The organism is Micromonospora sp. NPDC005205, assembly GCF_040608275.1.
GTDB lineage: Bacteria > Actinomycetota > Actinomycetes > Mycobacteriales > Micromonosporaceae > Micromonospora.
The window spans coordinates 1-20,373 of the sequence record NZ_JBEXHV010000007.1; the positions used below are offsets into that span (position 1 = coordinate 1).

Below are 20,373 nucleotides of genomic sequence, written 5' to 3' on the forward strand. Positions count from 1 at the left end.
TGTGGCGCGACTCGTCGCTCTGCGGATCGGATACGACACCGGTATCCGGACGCAACCGCGCCTTGCCGGATCGCCGCCCGGACTCCGCCTCGGCTCGACCGCCCTTTTGAAACAGGCCTCAGGGCCTGTTTGCTTTCTTGAGGACGCGGCGACCAGTCCCGGCGATCGGTGCTTGTGGATGGGGCGGTGAGGACGGTAGAACCGTCCTCACCGCGCCAGGGTCCCCCGTGGAGAAGGTACGGTGGGGCCGGTACAACCGCCGCACAACTAACGCATAGATCATTTACTCGCCCGCGTTGTCCGGGTGTTGTTCGCGTTGCGGTACACGGCTGTGCCCACATGTGAGGTGCCTGGTTGCGTTTCGAACTCCTTGGCCCGTTCCGGGTGTACCGCGACGACCGATCGGTTCCACTGGGCTCGGTGAAGCAGCGTCTCCTGCTGGCGACCCTGCTGCTGCGCCCGAATGAGGTCGTCGGCACCAACGAGTTGGCCGCGATGCTGTGGGGCGACGACGAGCCGGCGTCGGCCGCCGCGAATCTGCGTACCTATGTGCGCGGGTTGCGGCGGTCGCTGGGTGATGGAGCGAACTGGGATGGGATAACCGCTGCGGCAGGCGGCTACCTGCTGCGTGTGGGCCCAGGCGAACGGGACCTGGACCTGTTCGACGATGCGGCGGCGCGGGGCCGCGAGGCGCTCGCCGCGTCCGATCTGGACCGGGCTGAGGCCGAACTCTCGGCCGCAATGCGCCTGTGGCGTGGTGTTCCGCTGTCCGACCTGCCGCTGCGCTCGGCGCTGGCTCGGCGGGTGGCGCAGTTGGAGGAGCGTCGGCTGCTCGTCGAGGAGGACTACGCCGAGGCCATGCTGGCCCGCGGCGCGTCGGCCGACGTCGTGCACCGGTTGCGCGGCCTGCTCGACCGGCATCCGTTGCGGCAGCGGGCATGGGGTCAGCTGATGGTGGGCCTGTACCGCAGCGGAGACGTAGCCGGCGCACTTGATGCTTTCCGGCAGGCAAGACAGAGGCTCGCGGAGGAGACCGGCCTCGACCCCGCGCCCGAGCTCGTCAGGCTGTACGACGACATCCTGCATCACCGCCCGAGCCTGACGGCGCAACCGCAAACGGGGCCGGACCGGCCGGCGCCGGAGACGACAGGGGGGCCGCTCATTCAGCGCCCCGAGCAACTGCCGCGTGCGGTGCCGGAGTTCGTCGGACGCAGCGTCGAGTTGGCGGGCCTCGACGGGCTTCTGCACGGCGGGGCTGAGGGGCCGACGAGCGTGGCCATCTCCGTGGTGTCCGGCATGGCCGGAGTCGGCAAGACGGCCCTGGCGTTGCACTGGGCGCACCGGGTTGCCGACCGCTTTCCGGACGGTCAGCTCTATGTGAACCTTCGCGGCTACGACGAAGCCGGCGCGGTGTCCCCATCCGACGCTCTGTCCGGCTTCCTCGAAGCGCTCGGCGTGCAGCCCGCCCGGATACCTTCCGACATGGAGGCTCGGACCGGTCTCTACCGCAGCCTTCTGGCTTCGCGTCGGATGCTCCTGGTGCTGGACAACGCTCGCGACTCCGCCCAGGTGCACGCCCTGCTGCCCGGTGCGGGCAGCTGTATGGTCGTGGTCACCAGCCGTGATCGTCTCGGCGGCCTGATCGCCGCCGAGTGTGCCACGCCGTTGACACTGGACGTGCTCACGGCGGAGGAGTCGAGGAGCCTGCTCGCCAGACGTCTCGGGGTCAGCCGGCTCGCCTCCGAGTCGGTGGCGGTGGCCGACATCATCGAGGCCGCGGGCCGGCTTCCGCTGGCACTGTCGATCGTGGCGGCGCGTGTCGCGACCCATCCCACGTTCCCGCTCGGTGCGATCGCCGCCGAACTGCACTCGGCCGAGGCGACGCTTGACGCGTTGGCCGACGGTGACGTCCGGCGCGTCTTCTCGTGGTCGTTCCTGGCCCTGGGGGCGGACGCGGCGCGGCTGTTCACCCTGCTGGGGCTGCATCCGGGCCCGGACCTGACCACCGCCGCGGCCTCGGCGCTCGCCGGTGTTTCGGCTGCTGCGATCACACCGATCCTGCGGGAACTGACCCGGCTCCATCTGCTGGCTGAGCACGCGCCCGGCCGGTTCGCCTTCCATGATCTTCTGCGCGCCTATGCGGCCGAGCTCGCACAGTCGTCGGAGCGCGGGGACGAACACGTCGCGGCCCGACAGCGCCTGTACGACCACTACCTGCACGCCGCCTATCCAGCCGCCCTGCTGCTCCAGCCGCAGTGGCCCCCGATCCAGCCGGTGGCACCGCTGCCGGTACCCGCCCGGCAGCCGGTGACCGACCACGACGGCGCTCTCGCCTGGTTCACGGCGGAGCATCGGGTGCTGCTCCGCGTGGTCCGGCAGGCCGCCGAGAACGGCTTCGAGGCGTACGCCTGGCAGATCGCCTGGGCGCTGACCACCTTCGCGGCGCCGCGCGGCCTCTGGCAGGACCAACTCGACAGCCAGAGTGTCGCCCTGAGGGCCGCCGAGAAGATCGACGACCTCGCCGGTCAGGCCGTCGCCAACCGGCTGCTCTCCCGCGCGCTGACCCGACTGGGCGACCGCACCATGGCCGAGTACCGGCTCAAGCGTGCGCTCGACCTGCACGAACGTCTCGGCGACCCGATCGGCCAGGCCCAGACGCTGCACAACTACTGCGAACTCTGCTACCTGGACGGCCGGCTCGACGAGGCGCTCGCACACGGTCGCGAGGCGCTGCGGCTCTACCGGCTGGTCGGCAATCACGCGGGCGAAGCCCGGACGCTCAACGCGCTCGGTTGGCTGCTCGCCAGCACAGGCGATTACGTCCAGGCCATCGCCAGCTGCACCGAGGCCCTCGACCAGCAACGACGGACCGACGACCGCAATGGTCAGGCTGCGACGCTCGACAGCCTCGGCTTCGCCTACGACCGCCTGGGTGAACGCGACCGCGCGGCCAACTGCTACGAGCAGGCGATCGAACTCTTTCGCGACTCCGCGGACCGGTATCACGAGGCGGAGACCCTCATCCGGCTCGGCGACACCCGCGAAGGGATGGGCGATCGCGACGCCGCCGCTGCCGCTTGGCGGCTGGCCGCGCGGATCTACGAGGACGTGGGCGACCCCGCAGCCGAGGAGGTCCGCAGCCGTCTTGAACGTCTGGTTCCGTCCTTGAGGCCTGTTTCATAAGAACTGGCCGGCCTCGGCTCGACCGCCCTTATGAAACAGGCCTTAGTGCGCTCCGAGGTCAGGCGACGTTGTGGGGGCGGAACTGGACGCTCACCCGGGGGCCCACCGGGCGGGTGGTTTTGGGGATGGCGTGTTCCCAGGTGCGTTGGCAGGAGCCACCCATGACGATCAGGTCGCCGTGGCCCACCGGGAAGCGCAGGCTCTCGCCGCCGCCGCGTGGGCGTAAGAGCAGCGGTCGGGGTGATCCGAAGGAGACGATCGCGACGACGGTGTCGGTATGCGCCGAGCGACCGATGGTGTCGCCGTGCCAGGCCACGCTGTCGCGCCCGGACCGGTAGAGGCACATGCCGGCGGTGACGAAGGGCTCGCCCAGCTCGGGCGCGTAGTGCTCGGTGAGTGCGGCCCGTGCGGAGGTGAGGACGCGGTGGGGGAGCTGCCTCGCACCGTCGTACCAGCAGAGCAGGCGGGGCACGTCGACCTCGGCGTCATACATGGTGCGCCGTTCGGCACGCCAGGGCACCTCGGTGAGCAGGGTGTCGAGGACGGTGTCGGAGCCGCGCACCCAACCGGGGAGGTGGTCGACCCAGGCACCCCGGCTGAGCTGGTGCCGACGGATCTGGCCGGGCAGTGGCCCCAGGGCCGGCCCGGCGTCGGCCAGGTCGAGCATCGACGGCTGGTAGGCGGCCTGCGTCATACGGCCACCCTAGCAGCACTTTCGTACACCCGTGCTAGTAGCGTCTGGCGTCGACGCGTACGGCGTCGAACACCGCGTCCACCACCCGCGCCCGGCCCTGGCCGTCGACGGTGGACCAGGCGCGCGCGGCGAGCGTCGCGCGCCGCTGCGGCGAGCTGAGCAGCCCGTGCAGGGTCCGCGCCGCCGTCGCGCGAGCGGCTCGTCCGGCGACGCCACTCGCGGTCAGTTCCGGCAGCTCGCCGAGGCCGGCGGCCAGGCCGTGACGGACCACCCGGGTGTACGACTCACGTTGGTTGTCGACCACGCAGACCAGTGCGCTGGGTGCGCCGAGGCAGCAGAGTTCCCAGGTGGACGTGCCGGCGGCGCTCACCACCAGGTCGGCTTCGGTGATCAGTGCCGGCAGCGAGGTGGTGGGCGGGACCGCTCGGATGGTCTGCCCCCGGCCGGGGGCGACATCGTCGACCTCCGCCTCGATCTCGGGTCGGCCGACGATGACAGTGAGGTCCATCGGGTGACCGGTGGCCGCCAGCACCCGGGTCAGGACCGGTGCCGCGCCGACCGCGTCGGTGCCGCCGAAGAAGGCCAGCACCCGGGGGCGGCTGACCGCCCTGGCGGGCGGGGCGACCGGCGGCCGGGCGCTGATCACGGTGTCCCGCAGCAGGGCGTATCCGCTCCCGGCGAGCAGCCGGCCGGGCAGCGCCGCGGTGGACCCCAGCACGGGCAGCTCCGCCCCGGAACTCAAGCGGGGCAGCTCCGCCCCGAAGTTCTGGTCGAGGTAGAGGTCCGCGACCTGGCCCCGGCTGTCGCCGTCGATGATGGCGAGGGTGTGGACGCCGGCGGCGCGCACGGCGCCGGCTCCGGCCGGGTCCAGTTCGTAGGAGTCGAGGACCAGCACGTCCAGGTGGTGTCGGCGGGCCGCCTCGACCAGGTCGGCCGCCGACTCCGGGCCGGGGAGTAGCGGGATGCCCCGCGCGGCCAGCTCCGCGGTTGCCCAGTCGAGCCGTTCGACGGTGCCGAACACGCTGACGTCGGCGCCCCGGGCGAGGAACTCCTCGGCGAGCGCCAGGCAGCGGACGAGGTGGCCGACGCCGCGTCGTGGCCCGGCGTCGCAGCGCAACCCGACCCTCAGGGTGCTCAGGATTCCTCCAGGTGCTTCTGTCGTACGTCGGCGTTGAGCGCGCGCAGCCGGGGCTGGCCGTCGAGCCAGTCGGCGAGCTTGGCCAGCGGCACGCTGACGTCACCGAAGTGGTCGATGATCGCGCTGACCAGCGTCCAGTCCTGCTCGGTGTCGAGGGTGAGCCGCAGCGCGGAGCGGTCCGGGGTGAGCGTCACCCCGAGCACCCGGAACAGCTCCGGATGGGTGTACGCGTACGAGGTGACGTGCACCCGGTGGTGGTCGGTGGCGAGCCGGCCCAGGGTGCGCAGCGTCTCCGCTCGGATGATCTCGACGTCGAGCCCTCGGGGCAGGGTCCGGGCGATGGACGTGCTGGCGTAGTCCAGCCCGGGGACCGCCCGGTACACCGATGCGACCAGGGTGATGATCTCCGGGTCGAGCAGGGGGCAGTCGGCGGTGAACCGCATGACGGCGTCTCCCGGGTGCGCCGCGAGGGCGCCCACGAAGCGGTCGAGCACGTCGTCGACCGGCCCGCGGTGGCACGGCACGTCGAGCCGCGCGCACTCGGCGGCCACCGCGTCGTCGACCGCGTCGGTGCTGGTGGCAACGACCAGGTCGGCCAGGACGCCGCTGTCGGAGGCGGCGCGTACGACCCGGCCCAGCACTGAGCGTCCGGCGAGCGGGCGGAGCACCTTGCCGGGCAGCCGGGACGAACCCATCCGAGCCTGCACGATGCCGACGATCCGCAGCCCCGCGTCGTCCGTGGAGGCCTCGGGCACCGGTACGCCGGTCACTGCTGCTCCTCCTGCTTGGGGGCGAGCACCGCGGTGGCCCGGCGTTTGGCGGCGCGGGCACCCCGTTTGGCCAGCCGGGCCGGGGTGATGGCGAGCCGGCCCACCCGGTAGCTGATCGACCCGCTGAGCAGGCTGATCGTCGTCTCGGCCCGGCGCAGCGCCCGTTCCCGCGAGGTGAGCAACTCCTCGGTCCACGCGGCCAGCGCCGCCAACCGGGTGAGTTCCTCGCGCTGGCGCAGCCACGCCTCGCGTAGCTGCTGGTAGCTGTGCCCGCCGACCGGCGCGTCGGTCGGCGTGACGGCGTGCAGTTCGGTGGCGAGGCCGACAGTGCCGTCGGCGTCCAGCCCGTGCAGCGCGGCGGCGATGGCCGCCTCGGCGTCGATCGCCTCGCTGACTGTCGCGCGGTCGAGGTCGTGGCCGGCGAGTCCGCCGAGCACCACGGTCAGGCCCGCGACGTCGAGAGTGGACGACCATGGGTGGGCGTACCCGCCGGTGAGCAGGCCCGCGGCGAAGCGCCACAGCCCGCGGGCGAGCACCACGTCGGCGGGCAACGCGGCGGTGGCCCGCCAGCTGGGGTCGAGCACCGCGTACCGCTCGCCGTCGACCACCACGTTGTCGGTGCCGGCCAGCGCCGCCGCTCCGGCGATCCGGCCGTCGGCGTCGGCCTGGCCGGCGAGCCAGCCCGCGTACCCGTGCAGCAGCGTGCGCAGGGTGGCCAGGTCGCGGCGCAGCGAGGCGTCGAGCAGCAGGGTACGCAGCAGCCGGCCGGACGGCACCGGTCCGGACAACGCGTCGGCGTCGCGGTAGGCGGCCTCGCGGCTGGCGAACGGCGCGGCGGCCGGCGTCGTCGCGTCGGTGGCCGGGATGAGCCCCCAGCGCCAACCGGACGGGCCGTGCAGCACCTCCAGCACGCCGATGCCGGGGCGACCGGTCTGCACGAGAGCCACCGGCAGGTCCGCCTCGACGACCGGCGTGGCCGGGTCCGTGGGTTCGGCGGGCCGGTGGGCGAGGGTCAGCCAGCCCGGTGCGAGGTCGGCGGCACGCCCGGCGTGCAGGGCGTCCACCGCGAGCCGGGCCGGGTCCTGCAGCACTGTGGCGCTGGTGAAACCGCCGGCGCAGGCGCCGTGCAGCACCGCGTCGAACAGGCCGGAGCCCGCGTCCCGGTCGAGGTGGTCGGCGTCCAGCAGCGCCGTCGGGGTGCTGACATCGGGGTACGCGGCCCAGCACGCGGCCGGCCGCAGCCCCGCCGCGCCCAGCCGCTCGCGCAGTTGGTCCCGGTTGGCCGGGTGGGCGCGGTCCAGCACGCCGCCGATGGTCCAGGCGGAGTCGTCGCGGCGGGCGTACCAGGGGCTGGTGTCGACCAGCCGGTGCAGGCCCAGCGGGTTGTCCAGGCGCAGCAGCAACGCGCCGCCCGGCCGGATCGCGGCGACGAGTCGTGCCAGCACGGCGTCCCAGCCGAGGCGGGTGCCCTCCACCGACTCCACCGGGTCCAGCCCGGCAGCCGCGATCACCACGTCGTACGTCTCGTCGTCGGGTAGCCCGGCCGGGCCACCCACCACCACGCGGGCGGCCCGGTCCGCCAGCGCCACCGCGTCCGGGTGGCTGCGCAGCAGGCAGGTGACCTCGGCGTGGGTGAGCTGGTCGAGCAGTGCCGGGTCGTGTGGACCGGCCACCAGGACCCGGGCGCCGGGCGGCACCAGCAGTGCGGCCAGCGCGGCGAGCGGCCCACCGTTGGCCAACCGTTCCTGCGGCAGGTCCGACCAGGCCAGCATCTCGCCGCCCGGCAGGGTGATCCGGTCCGCGGGTGCCGTCTCAGTCGTCACTGTCTTCCTCTTCCTCCTGGAGGTTCGCCCAACCGAGCAGCTCGCGAAGCTCGGCGGGGGTGCAGCGGTGGTCGGTGCCCAGCTCGGCGCGGGCGATCTCGACGGCGGTGGGGAGGTCGAGAGTGGTGCCGTGCAGCTGCGGCCACTGCCGTCGGATCCGAGCGGTGCCGCCGAAGGTGGGGTCCTCGTTGGACAGGATCATCGGGTCGCCGTAGACCGCCGGCTCGCATCCGGCCGCGATGCCGTAGAAGATCGCGCTGGTCAGCCGATTGGATGCGACCCGTCGGTGACGGCGCAGTTCGGTGAGCTGTCGGTCGAGGAACTCCGGATCGGTGTCCTTCCACCAGTGTCCCCGGTAGCCGTGGCAGATCACCCGGAACCCGGCACGCTCGTAGAGCCGGCGTACGTTGCGCATCCGGTACTCGTGCCAGTACAGGCAGACCGTGACCGGGCCGGGCTCGGTGTCCTGGATGAGGGCGATCAGTTTGCGGTGGTCGCCCTTGACGTGTTGACCCTCCCAGCCGTGGAACGGGTACCAGATGGTGCCCCGTCGCTCCTCGGCCGGTGGTTCCTCGGGTCGCATGGCCAACAGGTAGCTGAACGGCGCGCCGATGACCACCACGTTGCGTCGCCCCACCGACCAGGCCCGGCGGCGGGTCTGCTCCGACCAGAGCAGGCTGGGGGTGCCTTCGGCGTACGGGTGGCCGGGGGCCAGGCCGTCACCGATGTTCCAGCCGTGCTGCACGTACCCGTTGATCCGGGGTGGGTGCCGGTCGCCGAGACCGGCGTAGCGGGCGAGCACGTGCGCGTGGCCGTAGAAGTGGTTGGCGTGGTGCATCAGGTTCCCATCAGACGGCGAGACGCACCGGGCCGCCGCGCACCGCGGCGGTCAGCGCGTCGACGACGCGGTCCTGGTCGGCGTCGCTGAGCCCCGGGTACAGCGGCAGCGACAGCTGCTGGGAGTAGAACGACTCGGCCACCGGGCAGGATCCGCGCCGGTAACCCAGGTCGGCGAAGGCCGGGTGCAAGTGCACCGGGATGTAGTTGACCTGGACGCCGATGCCGGCGGCGCGCATCCGGTCGTACACCTCGCGGCGACGTCCGTCGAGCACCCGGATCGGGTAGAGGTGCCAGGCCGGCTCGGCCCACGACCGGCGGCTTGGCAGCAGCACGCCGTCCAGGTCGGCCAGCGCCTCGTCGTAGCGGGCGACCAGGGCGCTGCGGCGGGCCGTGAACTCGCCGAGCCGACGCAGTTGGCTGCGGCCCAGGGCGCAGAGCACGTCCGGCAGCCGGTAGTTCAGCCCGAACTCGTGCACCTCCTGGTGCCAGCCGCCCTCGTCCGGGAACCGCAGGTCGTCGCGGTCGCGGACCACGCCGACACCACGGAACCGGCGGGCCCGCTTCAGGATCTCCGGGTCCAGCGCCGCGACGGCGCCACCCTCGGCGGTGGTCAGGTTCTTCGTGGGAAAGAACGAGAACGTGGTGAGGTCGGCGAGCGAACCGACCGGCCGACCGTGGTACGTCCCGCCGATGGAGTGCGCCGCGTCGGCGAGCAGCAGCGCGTCGCTGCCCACGATCGACGTGCGCAGCGCGTCGTAGTCGGCGGGGTGGCCGGCGTAGTCGACGGCGGCGACGACCTTCGTGTGCGAGGTGACCGCGGCGGCGGCCGCCGCCGGGTCGAGGCAGAACGTCTCGTCGTCGACGTCGGCGAACACGATCTTCGCGCCGAGGGCGACCGCGCTGCTGGCGGTCGCCACGAACGTCATCGGCGGGACGACCACCTCGTCGCCCGGCCCCACCCCGGCCGCCGCGTACGCCACGTGCAGCGCCGCGGTGCCGTTGGAGACGGCGGCGACACCGACTCCGCCGGTCCACCGGGCGAGGTCGGCCTCGAAGGCGTCGACCTGCGGACCGGTGGTGAGCCAGTCGCCGCGCAGCACGTCGGCGACGGCTGCGACGTCGTCCTCGCTGATCGACTGCCGGCCGTACGGGAGCATCCCCGTCATCCGTTGATGCCGAGCATGTCGCGCAACTGCTCGACGGTGAGCCACTCGTCGTTGGTGTCCGACTGGTAGGCGAAGCCGTCCGGCACCGGGTCGCAGTCGATCGGCGCCTGGTAGCCCCACGTGGCGATGGTCGGTTGGACGATGAACCGGCCGTCGGCGCGCAGCGTCCGCCGGCTGTCGTCGGGCGCGATCATCTCCTCGTGCAGCTTCTCGCCCGGCCGGATCCCGATCTCGTGGGTGGTGGCGTCCGGAGCCACGGCCTCGACCAGGTCGAGGATGCGCATGCTCGGGATGCGCGGTACGAACAGCTCGCCGCCCTGCATCTGGTCGAACGAGTCCATGACGAACTGCACGGCCTGGTCCAGGGTGATCCAGAAGCGGGTCATCCGCTTGTCGGTGATCGGCAGGCTCTTGCCCTCGGCGGCCAGCCGGCGGAACAGCGGGACCACCGAGCCGCGGCTGCCCACCACGTTGCCGTAGCGCACAACCGAGAACCGGGTGGGGTGCTGGGCGGCGTAGTGGTTGGCCGAGACGAACAGCTTGTCGCCGACCAGCTTCGTCGCGCCGTACAGGTTGATCGGGCTGGACGCCTTGTCGGTGGAGAGCGCGATGACCTTCCTGACGCCGGCCTCGATCGCCGCGTCGACGACGTGCTGCGAGCCGGTGATGTTGGTGGCGATGTACTCCGAGGGGTTGTACTCCGCGGTGTCCACCTGCTTCAGCGCGGCGGCGTGCACCACGTGGTCGACGCCGTGCATGGCCCGGGTGAGGCGGTGCCGGTCCCGGATGTCGCCGATGAACCAGCGCAGCCGCGGGTCGTCGCCGAGCTGCTGGCGCAGCTCGTACTGCTTGAGCTCGTCGCGGGAGAACACCACCACGCGGGCGGGGTCGGCCTCGTTGAGGATGTGCCGGAGGAACGTCCTGCCGAAGGAACCAGTTCCCCCGGTGATCAGAATGGACGATCCATTCAACTCACTCAATGTGGTGCTCCCGTGTTCGTGGATGAACGAGCGGCCCTGGGCCGGCCGACCGGGGTGACACGCTAGCCATGGCGGGTTAACTCCCCGGCGCTCGCGGATGAACCGCAACCTCTGCTCCCGTGAATGCCGAACACCGCGCAGGCGAACACTTTCGACCGCCCGGAATGCGGGCTGACCTGGCCGGACCGGGCCGTTACAGTGACCGCGCGAACGACCCGGCGGCCCGGCGCGCAGCCGGGTCAGGCGTTCACCCGACATCCACACCGGCTCGGTGCGAGCGGGCCACCCCGATCGTCTCCGACGCCGGGCGGTGGGCCCGTCGAATCCGCGCGGGCCCGGTACGGCCGGCAATTCTGGAGGCGTCCATGGCACCCGGTAGTGACGTGATCGAAAGGCCGGTGGTGGCGGCCGGGACACCGAGCGGCCTGCCCGCCCGACGGTGGCTGGTGCCGCTGCTGCTGGTCGTCGGTTGGGTGCTCAGCGTGGCCTGGCGCATGTGGTGGTCCCGGCACACGGTGCTGCCCATCGCGCACACCGACGAGGACAGCTACCTGAACACCGCCCGCGCGTTGGCCGGCGGTCCGGGGGGCTTCAGCAGCGAGAACGACCTGCTGCGCCGGGTCGGCTACCCGATGCTGATCTCGCCGGCGTTCCTCGGGGACCGGGACTTCACCGACAGCTACCGGATCGTCCAGCTGATCAATGCGATGGTGAACTCGACGCTGCTGCCGCTGGCGTACCTGTTCGGTCGTCGTCTGTTTCAGCTGCGCCGCTCGTACGCGCTGCTCGGCGCGGTCGCGGCGGCGACCCTGCCGGCCACCGCCTTCTACGCGGGCGTCGCCATGATCGACGCGGTGATGGCGCCGCTCGTGGTCGCCTGGCTGCTCGCCGTGCACCGCTGGATCACCCGGCCCGGCCCGCTCGCCGCTGCCACAGTGGGCCTGCTCGTCGGCGGGTTCCACCTGCTGCACTCCCGCGGCCTGGTGATCGTGGCCGTGCACGCCGGGCTGGTCCTGCTGCTGTTCGTCCGTCGCCGGATCAGCCCGCCCGTCGTGCTCGCGGCGCTGCTGCCGGTGCTCGCCATGGCGCTCGTCAACGAGGCCGCCATCCGCTACCTCGGCGGCAAGGTCTACCTGCTCGGCAGCACTCCCGGCGGCAGCACGCTCGACGCGATCGCCTCCGCCCAGGGCGTGGTCCGGGTGAGCGCCGCGGTCACCACCCAGCTCTGGTACCTCGTGGTGATCACGTTCGGACTGGCCGGGGTGGCCTGGGCCGGGGCAGTCCGCGAGCTGTGGCGTCCGCGGCACGGCGACGCGGCCCGCTGGACGATGGGCGTGGCACTGGTGGTGACCGTCGGGGTGGCCGGCGGCGCGTCGGTGATCCTGTCCGGCATCACCGGCAAGCCGCTGGACGCGATCTACGGCCGGTACGTGCAGATGCTCGCGCCGTTCTGGCTGCTGGTCGGCGTGGGGGTGCTGTTCACCGCCGGCTGGCGGGTGGTGCTGCGCCGGGTCGCGGTCGCGGTGGCGCTGCTGGTTGGTGGCGGCGCGCTGATCGCGGCCCGACTCGCGTACGTGGCCAGCCAGGGCCACCAGCTGCGCTACGGCGGTTTCAGCGCGCCGGACCTGGTGGCGTTGACCGGGGGCTGGCGAGAGTTGCGACCGGTGGTCGGGTCGCTGGTCGGCATCGCCGGCTGTGTGCTGCTCGTCGCCGCGGCCCGGGTGCCCCGCCTGCGGCTGCCGATCCTCGGCGCCCTCGTGGTGGCCAACCTCGTCACGATGCAGGTGATCGACCAACGGATCGTCCGACCGGCCGCCGAGAGCACCGCCCCGACACCCCTGGTGGCCGACGTCGGCGTACGCCCCGGCGAGCGCGTGTGGGCCTCGACCGGTGTGCACTACGTCCTGCGGTTCAACCTCAGCCACCAGGTGACCTGGACCGACGTCCGGTGGTTCGGCGACAAGCAGCCGCCGGCGGCGGCGCAGGTCGTGTTCGCCCGCTGGGCACCCGGGCAGGCCGACGACTGGGACGGGGCGGCCTACGGCTTCGTTCGACTCGGCGGTAACCCGGCGCAGCACTGGGCCGCCTGGCGGCGCGTCTGACCCACCGCGCCCGGTGGAAACCGCTATTCGTGAACGGCGGATGTCCACCGGGAGCACTGTCGGTTAATGGTTCCCATCCATTTCGGAAAATGGTCCGCCAATCAGCGCTGGCGGCGGTCGGCCCGAGCGAGGGAAATCGGGACGACGGTGATTTCCCGGCCGTCGGACAATTCCTGTCGCGGCGTGCCCTCGACGAATCGAAAACGTCGGTTCATCTGCCGTACGACGGTATTGTGGCCGAGCACCTCGCCGTCGAGTCGATCCAGGTGCAGCCCGTCGAAGGCGTACTCGACGGCCTCCCGCATGACCCCCAGCCAGGCCGGCAGGGTCTCGCCCCTGGCGTCCAGGCCGTCGGCGTCGAGATAGAAGCCCCACGCGCCGGTCCGAGGGCCGTCCAACCGCAGGTCGAAGAAGGTGACCACACCGCAGGGCCGGTCGTCGCGGACGTACACCAGCACCCGCCGGGACGGGTCGTCGCGGACCGCCGACCACCAGCGGGCGTGCTCCGCGGCGGTGATCTCGTGGCTGGTCTTGCTGACCTGTCGATTGGTTTCCTGATTACGCCAGGACAACATCAGATGAACGTCGTCCGCCGTCGCTTCGCGCAGCACGTGCGTCTCGCTTTCCTAGCCGTTCACTTCGGGTCCCGGCACCTTACCCGGGCCTACCGGGAAATCAGATATGCATTCGTTGGGTTGTAGACTGCGGCGCATGAACGAATTGAGTCGCGCGCAGATCCGCGACCTCATGGCTCAGGTGCTGAAGAATCAGGACAAGGAGCTGCCCGCTGACGACGCGGCGCAGTTGCGGGAGATCGGCTTCCGGTCGCTCGACTTCTCCGAGCTGGCCCTGCGGGTGGAGGACGAGACGGGGGAGGAGCTCAACTTCGACGCCCCCGGGCTGCGTCGCATCGCCACCGTCGGGGATGTCCTCGACTTCCTCGTCGAGCTTCAACACCAGTGACCGTCGCGACGTCGCGCCACCCGACCCCCGCCAGCCCGGAGCCAGCCGGTGCCGACAACCGGCTCGTCGTCGGTGGCGCCACGCTGGCCTGGCGTTCGCTGCCGACGCCCACACTGCCCGACCCGGCGGCGGTGCTCGCCCGCTCGGCCGTGCACGCGCTCACCGCGGCGCGGCAGCACGCCGTGCACGGCACCGAGTTGCTGCTCAGCACCGCGAGTCGGGTCGACGCGGTGATGCGCACCGAGCTGCTGGAGGCCGGGTTCACCGTCGGCGTCCTCGACGACGACGGCGTGCACCCGAGCGCACCGGCCCGGCCGCGAGTCGCCGAGCCGGGCCGACTCTGGCTGCTCACCTCGGGCTCCACCGGGCGTCCGAAGCGGGTCGGGCACACCCTCGACACGTTGACCACAGTGCGTGCCGACCAGCCCGACCGGACCTGGCTCTGCCCGTACGCCCCGGGCACGTACGCCTGGTGGCAGGTCGTCACCCTGTCGCTGACCCAGCCCGGCCAGCACCTGGTGGTGGTCGAGCCCGACGAGTTGGACGACTGGCCCACCGTCGCGGCCACCCACGGGGTGGACGCGGCCTCCGGCACCCCGACCTTCTGGCGGCGCACCCTCTACCGCGACGCCGAGGCCCTCGCCCGGGTTCCGCTGCGCCAGATCACCCTCGGCGGGGAACCGGTGGACCAGGCGATCCTGGACCAGCTGCGGGAGGTCTTCCCGACGGCCCGGATCTCCTGGATCTACGCGTCCTCCGAGGTGGGGGCGTCCATTGTGGTGCACGACGGGCGGGCCGGGTTCCCGGTCGACTGGCTGGGCCGGGACATCCCGGGCCGGCCGACGCTCTCCGTCCACGACGACGAGCTCGTGGTCACCTCCCCGTACCACGGGGCCGGTCTCGCCGGCCCGATCCGCACCGGGGACCGCGTGCAGGTGCTCGACGGCCGGGTGCTGATCACCGGCCGACTCGACTCCGACGAGATCAACGTCGGTGGTAGCAAGGTCTCCGCCGGTGTGGTCCGCGGTGTGCTCGCCGATCATCCGGCGGTGGCCTGGGCCCGGGTGACCGGCCGCCGCGCCCCGGTGCTCGGGCGGATGGTGGTCGCCGAGGTGGTCCTCGGTCCGTCCTTCGTGGACACAGACGAGACCGCGCTGGTCCGCTGGTGCGCCGACCGGCTCCCCGAGCACGCGGTGCCGCGCCGCATCCGCGTCCTGACCGACATTCCCGTCAAGGAGACCCTGAAGAGCGATGTCTGAGCCAGCCGACAACCAGCTCGTCCCGCCCAGCTCCGTGGTCCTCGTCTCCGGCGGTTCCCGTGGCCTGGGCCTGGCCATCGTCACCGACCTGCTCGACGCGGGCGTACGCGTGGCCGCGTTCGCCCGCACCATCACCCCGGAGTTGGAGAAGCTCGCCGCCGAGCACCCCGACCGGGTGCACGTGGGCTCGGTGGACGTCACCGACCTGCGCGCCGCGCAGAGCTTCGTCCGCGAGGTGGAGCAGCACCTCGGCCCGATCGACGGCATCGTCAACAACGCCGCCATGGGACAGGACTCGCTGCACGCGCACACCGCCACCGACGACATCGCCCGGATCATCGAGACCAACCTGACGGCCCCGCTGCAGCTGACCCGACTGGTGATCCGCCGGATGCTCGCCAAGGGGTTGCGCGGGCGGATCGTCAACATCACCTCGATCTGCGGGCAGCGCGGTTTCCCGGGTCTCGTCGCGTACTCGGCCACCAAGGGCGGCATGGACGCCGCCACCCGCTCGCTCGCCCGCGAACTCGGCGGCCGGATGCTGGTCAACTCGGTCGCGCCCGGGTTCTTCGCCTCGGAGATGTCCGCCGTGCTCGGTCCGACCCAGCTCGACCAGATCGTGCGCCGCACCCCGACCGGTCACCTCACCGAGCCGGTCGAGGTCACCCCGGTCGTGCGGATGCTGCTCCGGGAGCACACCAACATCAACGGCCAGGTCATCGTGGTGGACGGTGCCGCCGCCATCTGACCTGCGGTCGGTTCCCCTGCCGGTGCAACCGGCGCGGCGGATCGGCCGTACCGGGCCGGCCCAGTCGTCGGGGACGGGCGGCGGGGCCACGCCGCGTCCGGTGCCCGGGCTGCTCGCCGCCGCCGAGCAGCATCTGCGCATCGGCGCCCCCGCCGACCTGGCCGACGCGGTGACCCGTAGCCACCTCGACGACGGCCGTTGCGTCGGCTGGTACGGCCCGCCGACGCCCGGTTGGCGGGTGGCCATCGACGCGGAGCGCACCGACGCCCCGGTGCCGCCGGCGCTGGCCCGCCGGTTCGGCGCCGGTGACTTCTGGGCCCGGTGGACCCGCGCCGAGTGCTGCTGCAAGCTGGCCGACGTGCCGGTGGCGGTCTGGTGGCGGCGTCACGGCCTGGGTGCGCCGGCCGACGGCTCGGCGGTCTGGCGGACCCTCCGGCTGGCCGACCTGGTGGTCACCGTCGGCTTCGCCTCCAACGGCCGAGGTGCCGCCACCAACAGCCCACCCCGGTAACCCAACCCGCCGCACCCCACCCCACCCCACCGCCCGCACCCCATCCCACCCCACCCCACCCCACCCCACCCCACCCCACCGCCCCACCCCACCCCACCCCACCCCGTCGATCATGGAGTTGTGGTGCCTCACAAAGCAGGCACCGGGGGTCTTACCGACCACCACAAGTCCATGATCGACACGGCCAGGCCAGGCCAGGCCGGGCCGGGCCGCGTACGGGTGCGGTGGGGTTGGGGGTTAGATCTGGTTCCAGCTCAGGGGGGTGCCGCGGGGGACGTCGGTGGTGAAGGTGCGGCCCAGGACCCTGTCGATCTCCACGGGGGCCAGTCCACCGGCCGGCCGGATCGAGCGGACGTTGTGCGCGGTCACCGGATCGCCGGCCCGGACATCCTCGACCACGAAGAGCGACCGGCGGAACCGGAGCCCCTCCCGCTCTGCGGGGGTCGGTCCGATCGCGGTGCCACCCAACGCCTCGAACGCGCGGCCGGACTCGGCGACCAGGGCCGTGAGCTCCGCCGGGTTCAGGGAGAAGTCCGAGTCCACACCGCCGTCGGCCCGGTCCAGCGTCACGTGCTTCTCGATGAAGCAGGCACCGAGCGCCACCGAGGCGACCGCCACTCCGATGCCGGGGGTGTGGTCGGAGAGCCCGACCGGCACGTCGAACGCGCCGGCCAGAACCGGCAATCGGCGCAGGTTGCTGTCGGCCGGCGGGGCCGGGTAGGACGCGGTGCAGGCCAGCAGGACGATGCCCGCCGCGCCGCCGGCCCGGGCGGTGCGCACGGCGGCGTCGATCTCGGCGACCGTCGCCATTCCGGTGGAGATCACCATCGGTTTGCCGGTGCTGGCCACCAGCCGGATCAGCGGCAGGTCGACAAGCTCCGACGAGGCGATCTTGTACGCGGGCGCGTCCAGCGACTCCAACAGCTCCACGGCGGTCGCGTCGAACGGCGACGAGAAGACGGTCAGGCCACGCTCGCGGGCCCTTTCGAAGATCGGGGCGTGCCACTCGTACGGGGTATGCGCGCGTTCGTAGAGGCGGTACAGCTTCTCCCCGCCCCACAGCTCGTGCCCGCTGGAGATTCGAAAGGCCGGGGTGTCGACGTCGATGGTGATGGTGTCCGGCCGGTACGTCTGGAGCTTGAGCGCGTGCGCCCCGCTCGCTGCCACCGCGTCGACGATGGCCAGCGCCCGGTTCAGATCGCCGTTGTGGTTGCCGGACATCTCGGCGACCACGAACGGTCGCTCCCCGGCACCGACCGCGTGCGGTCCGATCTTGATTGTCGCTGTCATTCCGACCTCTGCTCAGGTACGCCCGCACCGGGGTGCGGTGGTGCTGTCGTCGTCCACCCGGCGGGTGGACGACCTGGAAAATCAGGACGCCGGGAGTAACCCCGGCTCCCGGCGTGCTCAGCGGTGGGGGCGATCACGGCGGCCGGCCGCCGGCCAGCGCGTCGCGCCGCTCCGGCGTGAGCCCACCGTCGCGCGTCGACCCCGCGCTCGCCCCTCGCCCCGGGTCCTCGTCGGCGGCGAGCGAACCGCCCTCGGCGCCGCCCACCGGGCCGGATCGACGCAGGCGACAAGCGACCCGGTGGGCCTGGCGCAGCGCCGAGTACGCCACCCAGTCACCCCGCCCGACGAGGCGGTGCTTGAGCCCGTTCGCGCCCGGGGGCAGCGGATAGCCGCCGGTGGGCAGGTAGCGACGATAGTGCGCGGCGGCCCGGTGGAAGAAGCCGCGCCGCAGGTGTGGGTGCAGCCGGCCATCGTTGCCCACCACCACCAGGTAGTGGCTGATCATCAGCTCGAACAGCTCGGCCTGCAACCGCTCGTCCGGGTGCTTCCGGGCGACCCAGTCCATCAGTCGCTCGTACTGGGCGAAGGCGTCGAAGTGCCGGCCGCTGCGGGTGGAGGTGATCGCGCCCTGGCGGCCCTGGCGGTACAGGTAGCAGACCCGGTCCAGCACGGAGATCTTCTCGGCCCCGATCAGCAGGGGGTGGCTGAACGGGATGTCCTCGTACCAGCCGGGGAAGAACCGCAGCTCCAGCTCGTCCATGAAGTCCCGGCGGACCACCTTGTTCCAGGCGGTGTGCTGCACCCGCAGCAGTTGCGGCTGGTCGGCCAACCGGGTCACGCCGGTGATCCCGCGCAGCATCGGGCTGCTCGCGTCGACCTCCCGTCGGCCGTCCTCGTGCACCCGCAGGTGGTCGAGCATCAGCACGTCGGGCTGGTGCTGGCGCAGCCGGTCCAGCACCGCGGCGATCGTGCCCGGTGGCAACCAGTCGTCGCTGTCGACGAACCAGACGTACCGGCCGTTGGCCACGTCGAGCCCGGCGTTGCGGGCCAGCCCCAGACCCACGTTGCTGCTCAGGTGCACGACGCGCACGCCGTCGCGGCTGACCGCGTACGAGCGGAGCATGTCGCCGCAGCCGTCCGGGGAGGCGTCGTCGACGGCGATCAGCTCGACCGCGTCCGACTCGCTCGCCGGGATGTCGGCCCGAATCGACTCGAGGCACTGGTACAGGTACGCCTCGACGCCGTACACGGGCACGACGATGCTCAGCAGCGGTGCGTGCGTCGGCTCATTGACCACGTCCGCCACCTTCGACGACCCGGGTGGCCGGCCCCGGAACCCGACGTTGCCGCCGATGGTGGACTCTCTGAACTCCCGCCCAGCGGGAGGTTAACGCCGAGCCGGTGGGCGGTTTCCGGCCCGGGGAGCGCGGGCTCGTGGGGCGGGTGGGATGCGTCCGGTTCACCCGGGAGTGACCCGGTAGGGTGCCTCGGTGCGGCCCTGCCGGGTCGTCGTGGGCGTCGCCGTCGCGCCGTCCGACGCCGCGCCGAGGAGGCTACGACAGTGCTGGTGACCCTGCCGAGCGCCGGGATCCCGGCATGACGAGCGTCGCCGCGACGTCGGCCGCCCGGCCCGCACCGGCCCCGCCCCGGCTGCCCTCGCTGACCGGGCTGCGGTGGATCGCCGCTCTGCTGGTCTTCGGCTTCCACGCCGGCACCATGCGGATCATCGCCGAGCCGGACTACAAGGCAGTCATCGACGCGCTGTTCACCCTCGGTCTCTCCGGGGTGCAGTTCTTCTTCATCCTCAGCGGTTTCGTGCTGGTCTGGTCGGCCCGCGAGGGCGACTCGCGGCGTACGTTCTGGCGGCGACGGATCGCCAAGATCTACCCGAACCACCTGGTGCTGTTCGTGGCGACGCTGGTGGTCGCCTGGTGGTTCGCCGACCCGGTCCTGCCGGCGGCGGCGTTGGAGAACCTGCTGCTGTTGCAGGCGTGGGATCCCCGGCCGGGCTGGTTCTACAGCATCAACACCGTCAGCTGGTCGCTGTCCTGCGAGTTCTTCTTCTACCTCTGCCTGCCGCTGGCGCTGCCGCTGCTGCGCCGGGCCCGGCCGAAGCTGCTCTGGGCGCTGATCGTCGCGCTGCCCCTGCTGATCCTCGCGCTCTGGCCGGCGCAGGAGTTGGTGCCGGAGGTGAGCCGTTGGTGGTTCACCCAGATCTTCCCGCCGGTGCGGTCGCTGGAGTTCTGGTTGGGCGCGGTGGCGGCCGAGTTGATGCGCCGGGGGCTCTGGCGCGGTCCCAGACTGACAGTGGCCAGCGGAATCTTCCTGGTCACCTGGGTGGTGGCCGCGCAGTGGATCCGCGCCGAGCTGTGGACCACGCTGCTCGCGGTCGCGTACCTGTTGGTGATCACCGCTGCCGCGGACGCGGACGTGCGGGGTCGGCGCTCGCCGTGGCGCTCCCGGCCGTTGGTCTGGCTCGGTGAGGTCTCGTTCGCCTTCTACCTGGTGCACGTGCTGGTGATGACGAGCGTGCTGCGGTGGAGCGGAACCTGGGGGATCGGCTTCGGAGGCTGGCGTGGCCCGGCCGTGGTGCTCGGTTTCCTGGCGGTGAACCTGATCCTCGCCGGGTTGCTGCACCGCTTCGTCGAAACTCCGATGATGCGCCGGCTCGCGCCGCGCCGCGCGGCCCGTCCAGCGCCCGTCCCGCGACAACGCCCGGCCGGCGACGACGACGCGCGAGACCCCGCGAGCACCGCCCGCGGCGAGGTCGACGGACCCGCCGACGAGGCCGGTCAGGCTGGCGGTCGATCAGCCTACGTCGACCTGCGCTGACGGCGTCCACCCTGGTCAAAGGGGGTCGGCGCGGCGTGATCCGACACGCCCGTGGTCGATGCGCACGGGTTGGC

General features: G+C 72.2%; 17 protein-coding genes. 7 read left to right on the top strand and 10 right to left on the bottom strand.

What is annotated here, in order from left to right; all coding sequences use genetic code 11:
- Positions 1-420: 420 nt before the first annotated feature.
- Positions 421-3,183 (top strand): BTAD domain-containing putative transcriptional regulator, encoded by a 2,763-nt coding sequence (locus ABZU43_RS15005; protein ID WP_355007089.1) that lies wholly within the window; start codon positions 421-423, stop codon positions 3,181-3,183.
- A 58-nt stretch (positions 3,184-3,241) separates the two neighbouring features.
- On the opposite strand, the gene ABZU43_RS15010 is transcribed toward ABZU43_RS15005, so the two are convergent.
- The 7 genes from ABZU43_RS15010 to pseB are packed head-to-tail and all read right to left on the bottom strand — an operon-like array spanning position 3,242 to position 10,594.
- Complete coding sequence (locus tag ABZU43_RS15010; protein ID WP_355007090.1) at positions 3,242-3,877, bottom strand: alpha-ketoglutarate-dependent dioxygenase AlkB; 636 nt, start codon at positions 3,875-3,877, stop codon at positions 3,242-3,244.
- 34 nt (positions 3,878-3,911) lie between these two features.
- Complete coding sequence (locus tag ABZU43_RS15015) at positions 3,912-5,015, bottom strand: spore coat protein (RefSeq protein ID WP_355007317.1); 1,104 nt, start codon at positions 5,013-5,015, stop codon at positions 3,912-3,914.
- Positions 5,012-5,740, bottom strand: coding sequence for a glycosyltransferase family protein (locus ABZU43_RS15020; RefSeq protein ID WP_355007318.1), 729 nt, complete (start codon positions 5,738-5,740; stop codon positions 5,012-5,014). The genes ABZU43_RS15015 and ABZU43_RS15020 overlap by 4 nt, the downstream gene beginning before the upstream one ends.
- Positions 5,741-5,781: 41 nt before the next feature.
- Complete coding sequence (locus ABZU43_RS15025) at positions 5,782-7,608, bottom strand: class I SAM-dependent methyltransferase (protein WP_355007091.1); 1,827 nt, start codon at positions 7,606-7,608, stop codon at positions 5,782-5,784.
- Entirely contained in the window at positions 7,598-8,446 is an 849-nt protein-coding gene (locus ABZU43_RS15030; RefSeq protein WP_355007092.1) for a hypothetical protein, read from the bottom strand. Before ABZU43_RS15030 ends, ABZU43_RS15025 begins: the two co-directional genes overlap by 11 nt.
- A 10-nt stretch (positions 8,447-8,456) precedes the next feature.
- Positions 8,457-9,614, bottom strand: coding sequence for an aminotransferase class I/II-fold pyridoxal phosphate-dependent enzyme (locus tag ABZU43_RS15035; protein WP_355007093.1), 1,158 nt, complete (start codon positions 9,612-9,614; stop codon positions 8,457-8,459).
- Complete coding sequence (gene pseB, locus ABZU43_RS15040; protein WP_355007094.1) at positions 9,611-10,594, bottom strand: UDP-N-acetylglucosamine 4,6-dehydratase (inverting); 984 nt, start codon at positions 10,592-10,594, stop codon at positions 9,611-9,613. Before pseB ends, ABZU43_RS15035 begins: the two co-directional genes overlap by 4 nt.
- A gap of 365 nt (positions 10,595-10,959) precedes the next feature.
- Between pseB and ABZU43_RS15045 the strand changes: the two genes are divergently transcribed.
- Complete coding sequence (locus ABZU43_RS15045; protein ID WP_355007095.1) at positions 10,960-12,696, top strand: hypothetical protein; 1,737 nt, start codon at positions 10,960-10,962, stop codon at positions 12,694-12,696.
- A gap of 101 nt (positions 12,697-12,797) precedes the next feature.
- On the opposite strand, the gene ABZU43_RS15050 is transcribed toward ABZU43_RS15045, so the two are convergent.
- Positions 12,798-13,307 (bottom strand): GNAT family N-acetyltransferase, encoded by a 510-nt coding sequence (locus ABZU43_RS15050; RefSeq protein WP_355007096.1) that lies wholly within the window; start codon positions 13,305-13,307, stop codon positions 12,798-12,800.
- A 100-nt stretch (positions 13,308-13,407) separates the two neighbouring features.
- Between ABZU43_RS15050 and ABZU43_RS15055 the strand changes: the two genes are divergently transcribed.
- From ABZU43_RS15055 to ABZU43_RS15070, 4 genes are read left to right on the top strand one after another with little or no spacing between them, the layout of a single operon-like run.
- Positions 13,408-13,659: an acyl carrier protein gene (locus ABZU43_RS15055; RefSeq protein ID WP_091401397.1), complete on the top strand. Its 252-nt coding sequence runs from the start codon at positions 13,408-13,410 to the stop codon at positions 13,657-13,659.
- A complete protein-coding gene (locus ABZU43_RS15060; protein ID WP_355007097.1) occupies positions 13,656-14,918 on the top strand; it encodes an AMP-binding protein in 1,263 nt (420 codons plus the stop codon). Before ABZU43_RS15055 ends, ABZU43_RS15060 begins: the two co-directional genes overlap by 4 nt.
- On the top strand, positions 14,911-15,666 hold the full coding sequence (locus tag ABZU43_RS15065; RefSeq protein ID WP_355007098.1) for an SDR family NAD(P)-dependent oxidoreductase: 756 nt from the start codon (positions 14,911-14,913) through the stop codon (positions 15,664-15,666). Before ABZU43_RS15060 ends, ABZU43_RS15065 begins: the two co-directional genes overlap by 8 nt.
- Complete coding sequence (locus tag ABZU43_RS15070; protein ID WP_355007099.1) at positions 15,650-16,177, top strand: hypothetical protein; 528 nt, start codon at positions 15,650-15,652, stop codon at positions 16,175-16,177. The genes ABZU43_RS15065 and ABZU43_RS15070 overlap by 17 nt, the downstream gene beginning before the upstream one ends.
- 237 nt (positions 16,178-16,414) lie before the next feature.
- Here the strand turns inward: ABZU43_RS15070 and pseI are convergent, their stop codons facing one another.
- Entirely contained in the window at positions 16,415-17,467 is a 1,053-nt protein-coding gene (pseI, locus tag ABZU43_RS15075) for a pseudaminic acid synthase (protein ID WP_355007100.1), read from the bottom strand.
- A gap of 133 nt (positions 17,468-17,600) precedes the next feature.
- A complete protein-coding gene (locus tag ABZU43_RS15080) occupies positions 17,601-18,764 on the bottom strand; it encodes a glycosyltransferase (protein ID WP_355007101.1) in 1,164 nt (387 codons plus the stop codon).
- A gap of 299 nt (positions 18,765-19,063) precedes the next feature.
- On the opposite strand from ABZU43_RS15080, the gene ABZU43_RS15085 reads away from it, so the two are divergent.
- Positions 19,064-20,299, top strand: a complete 1,236-nt coding sequence (locus tag ABZU43_RS15085) for an acyltransferase (RefSeq protein ID WP_355007102.1) — start codon at positions 19,064-19,066, stop codon at positions 20,297-20,299.
- Positions 20,300-20,373 lie beyond the last annotated feature (74 nt).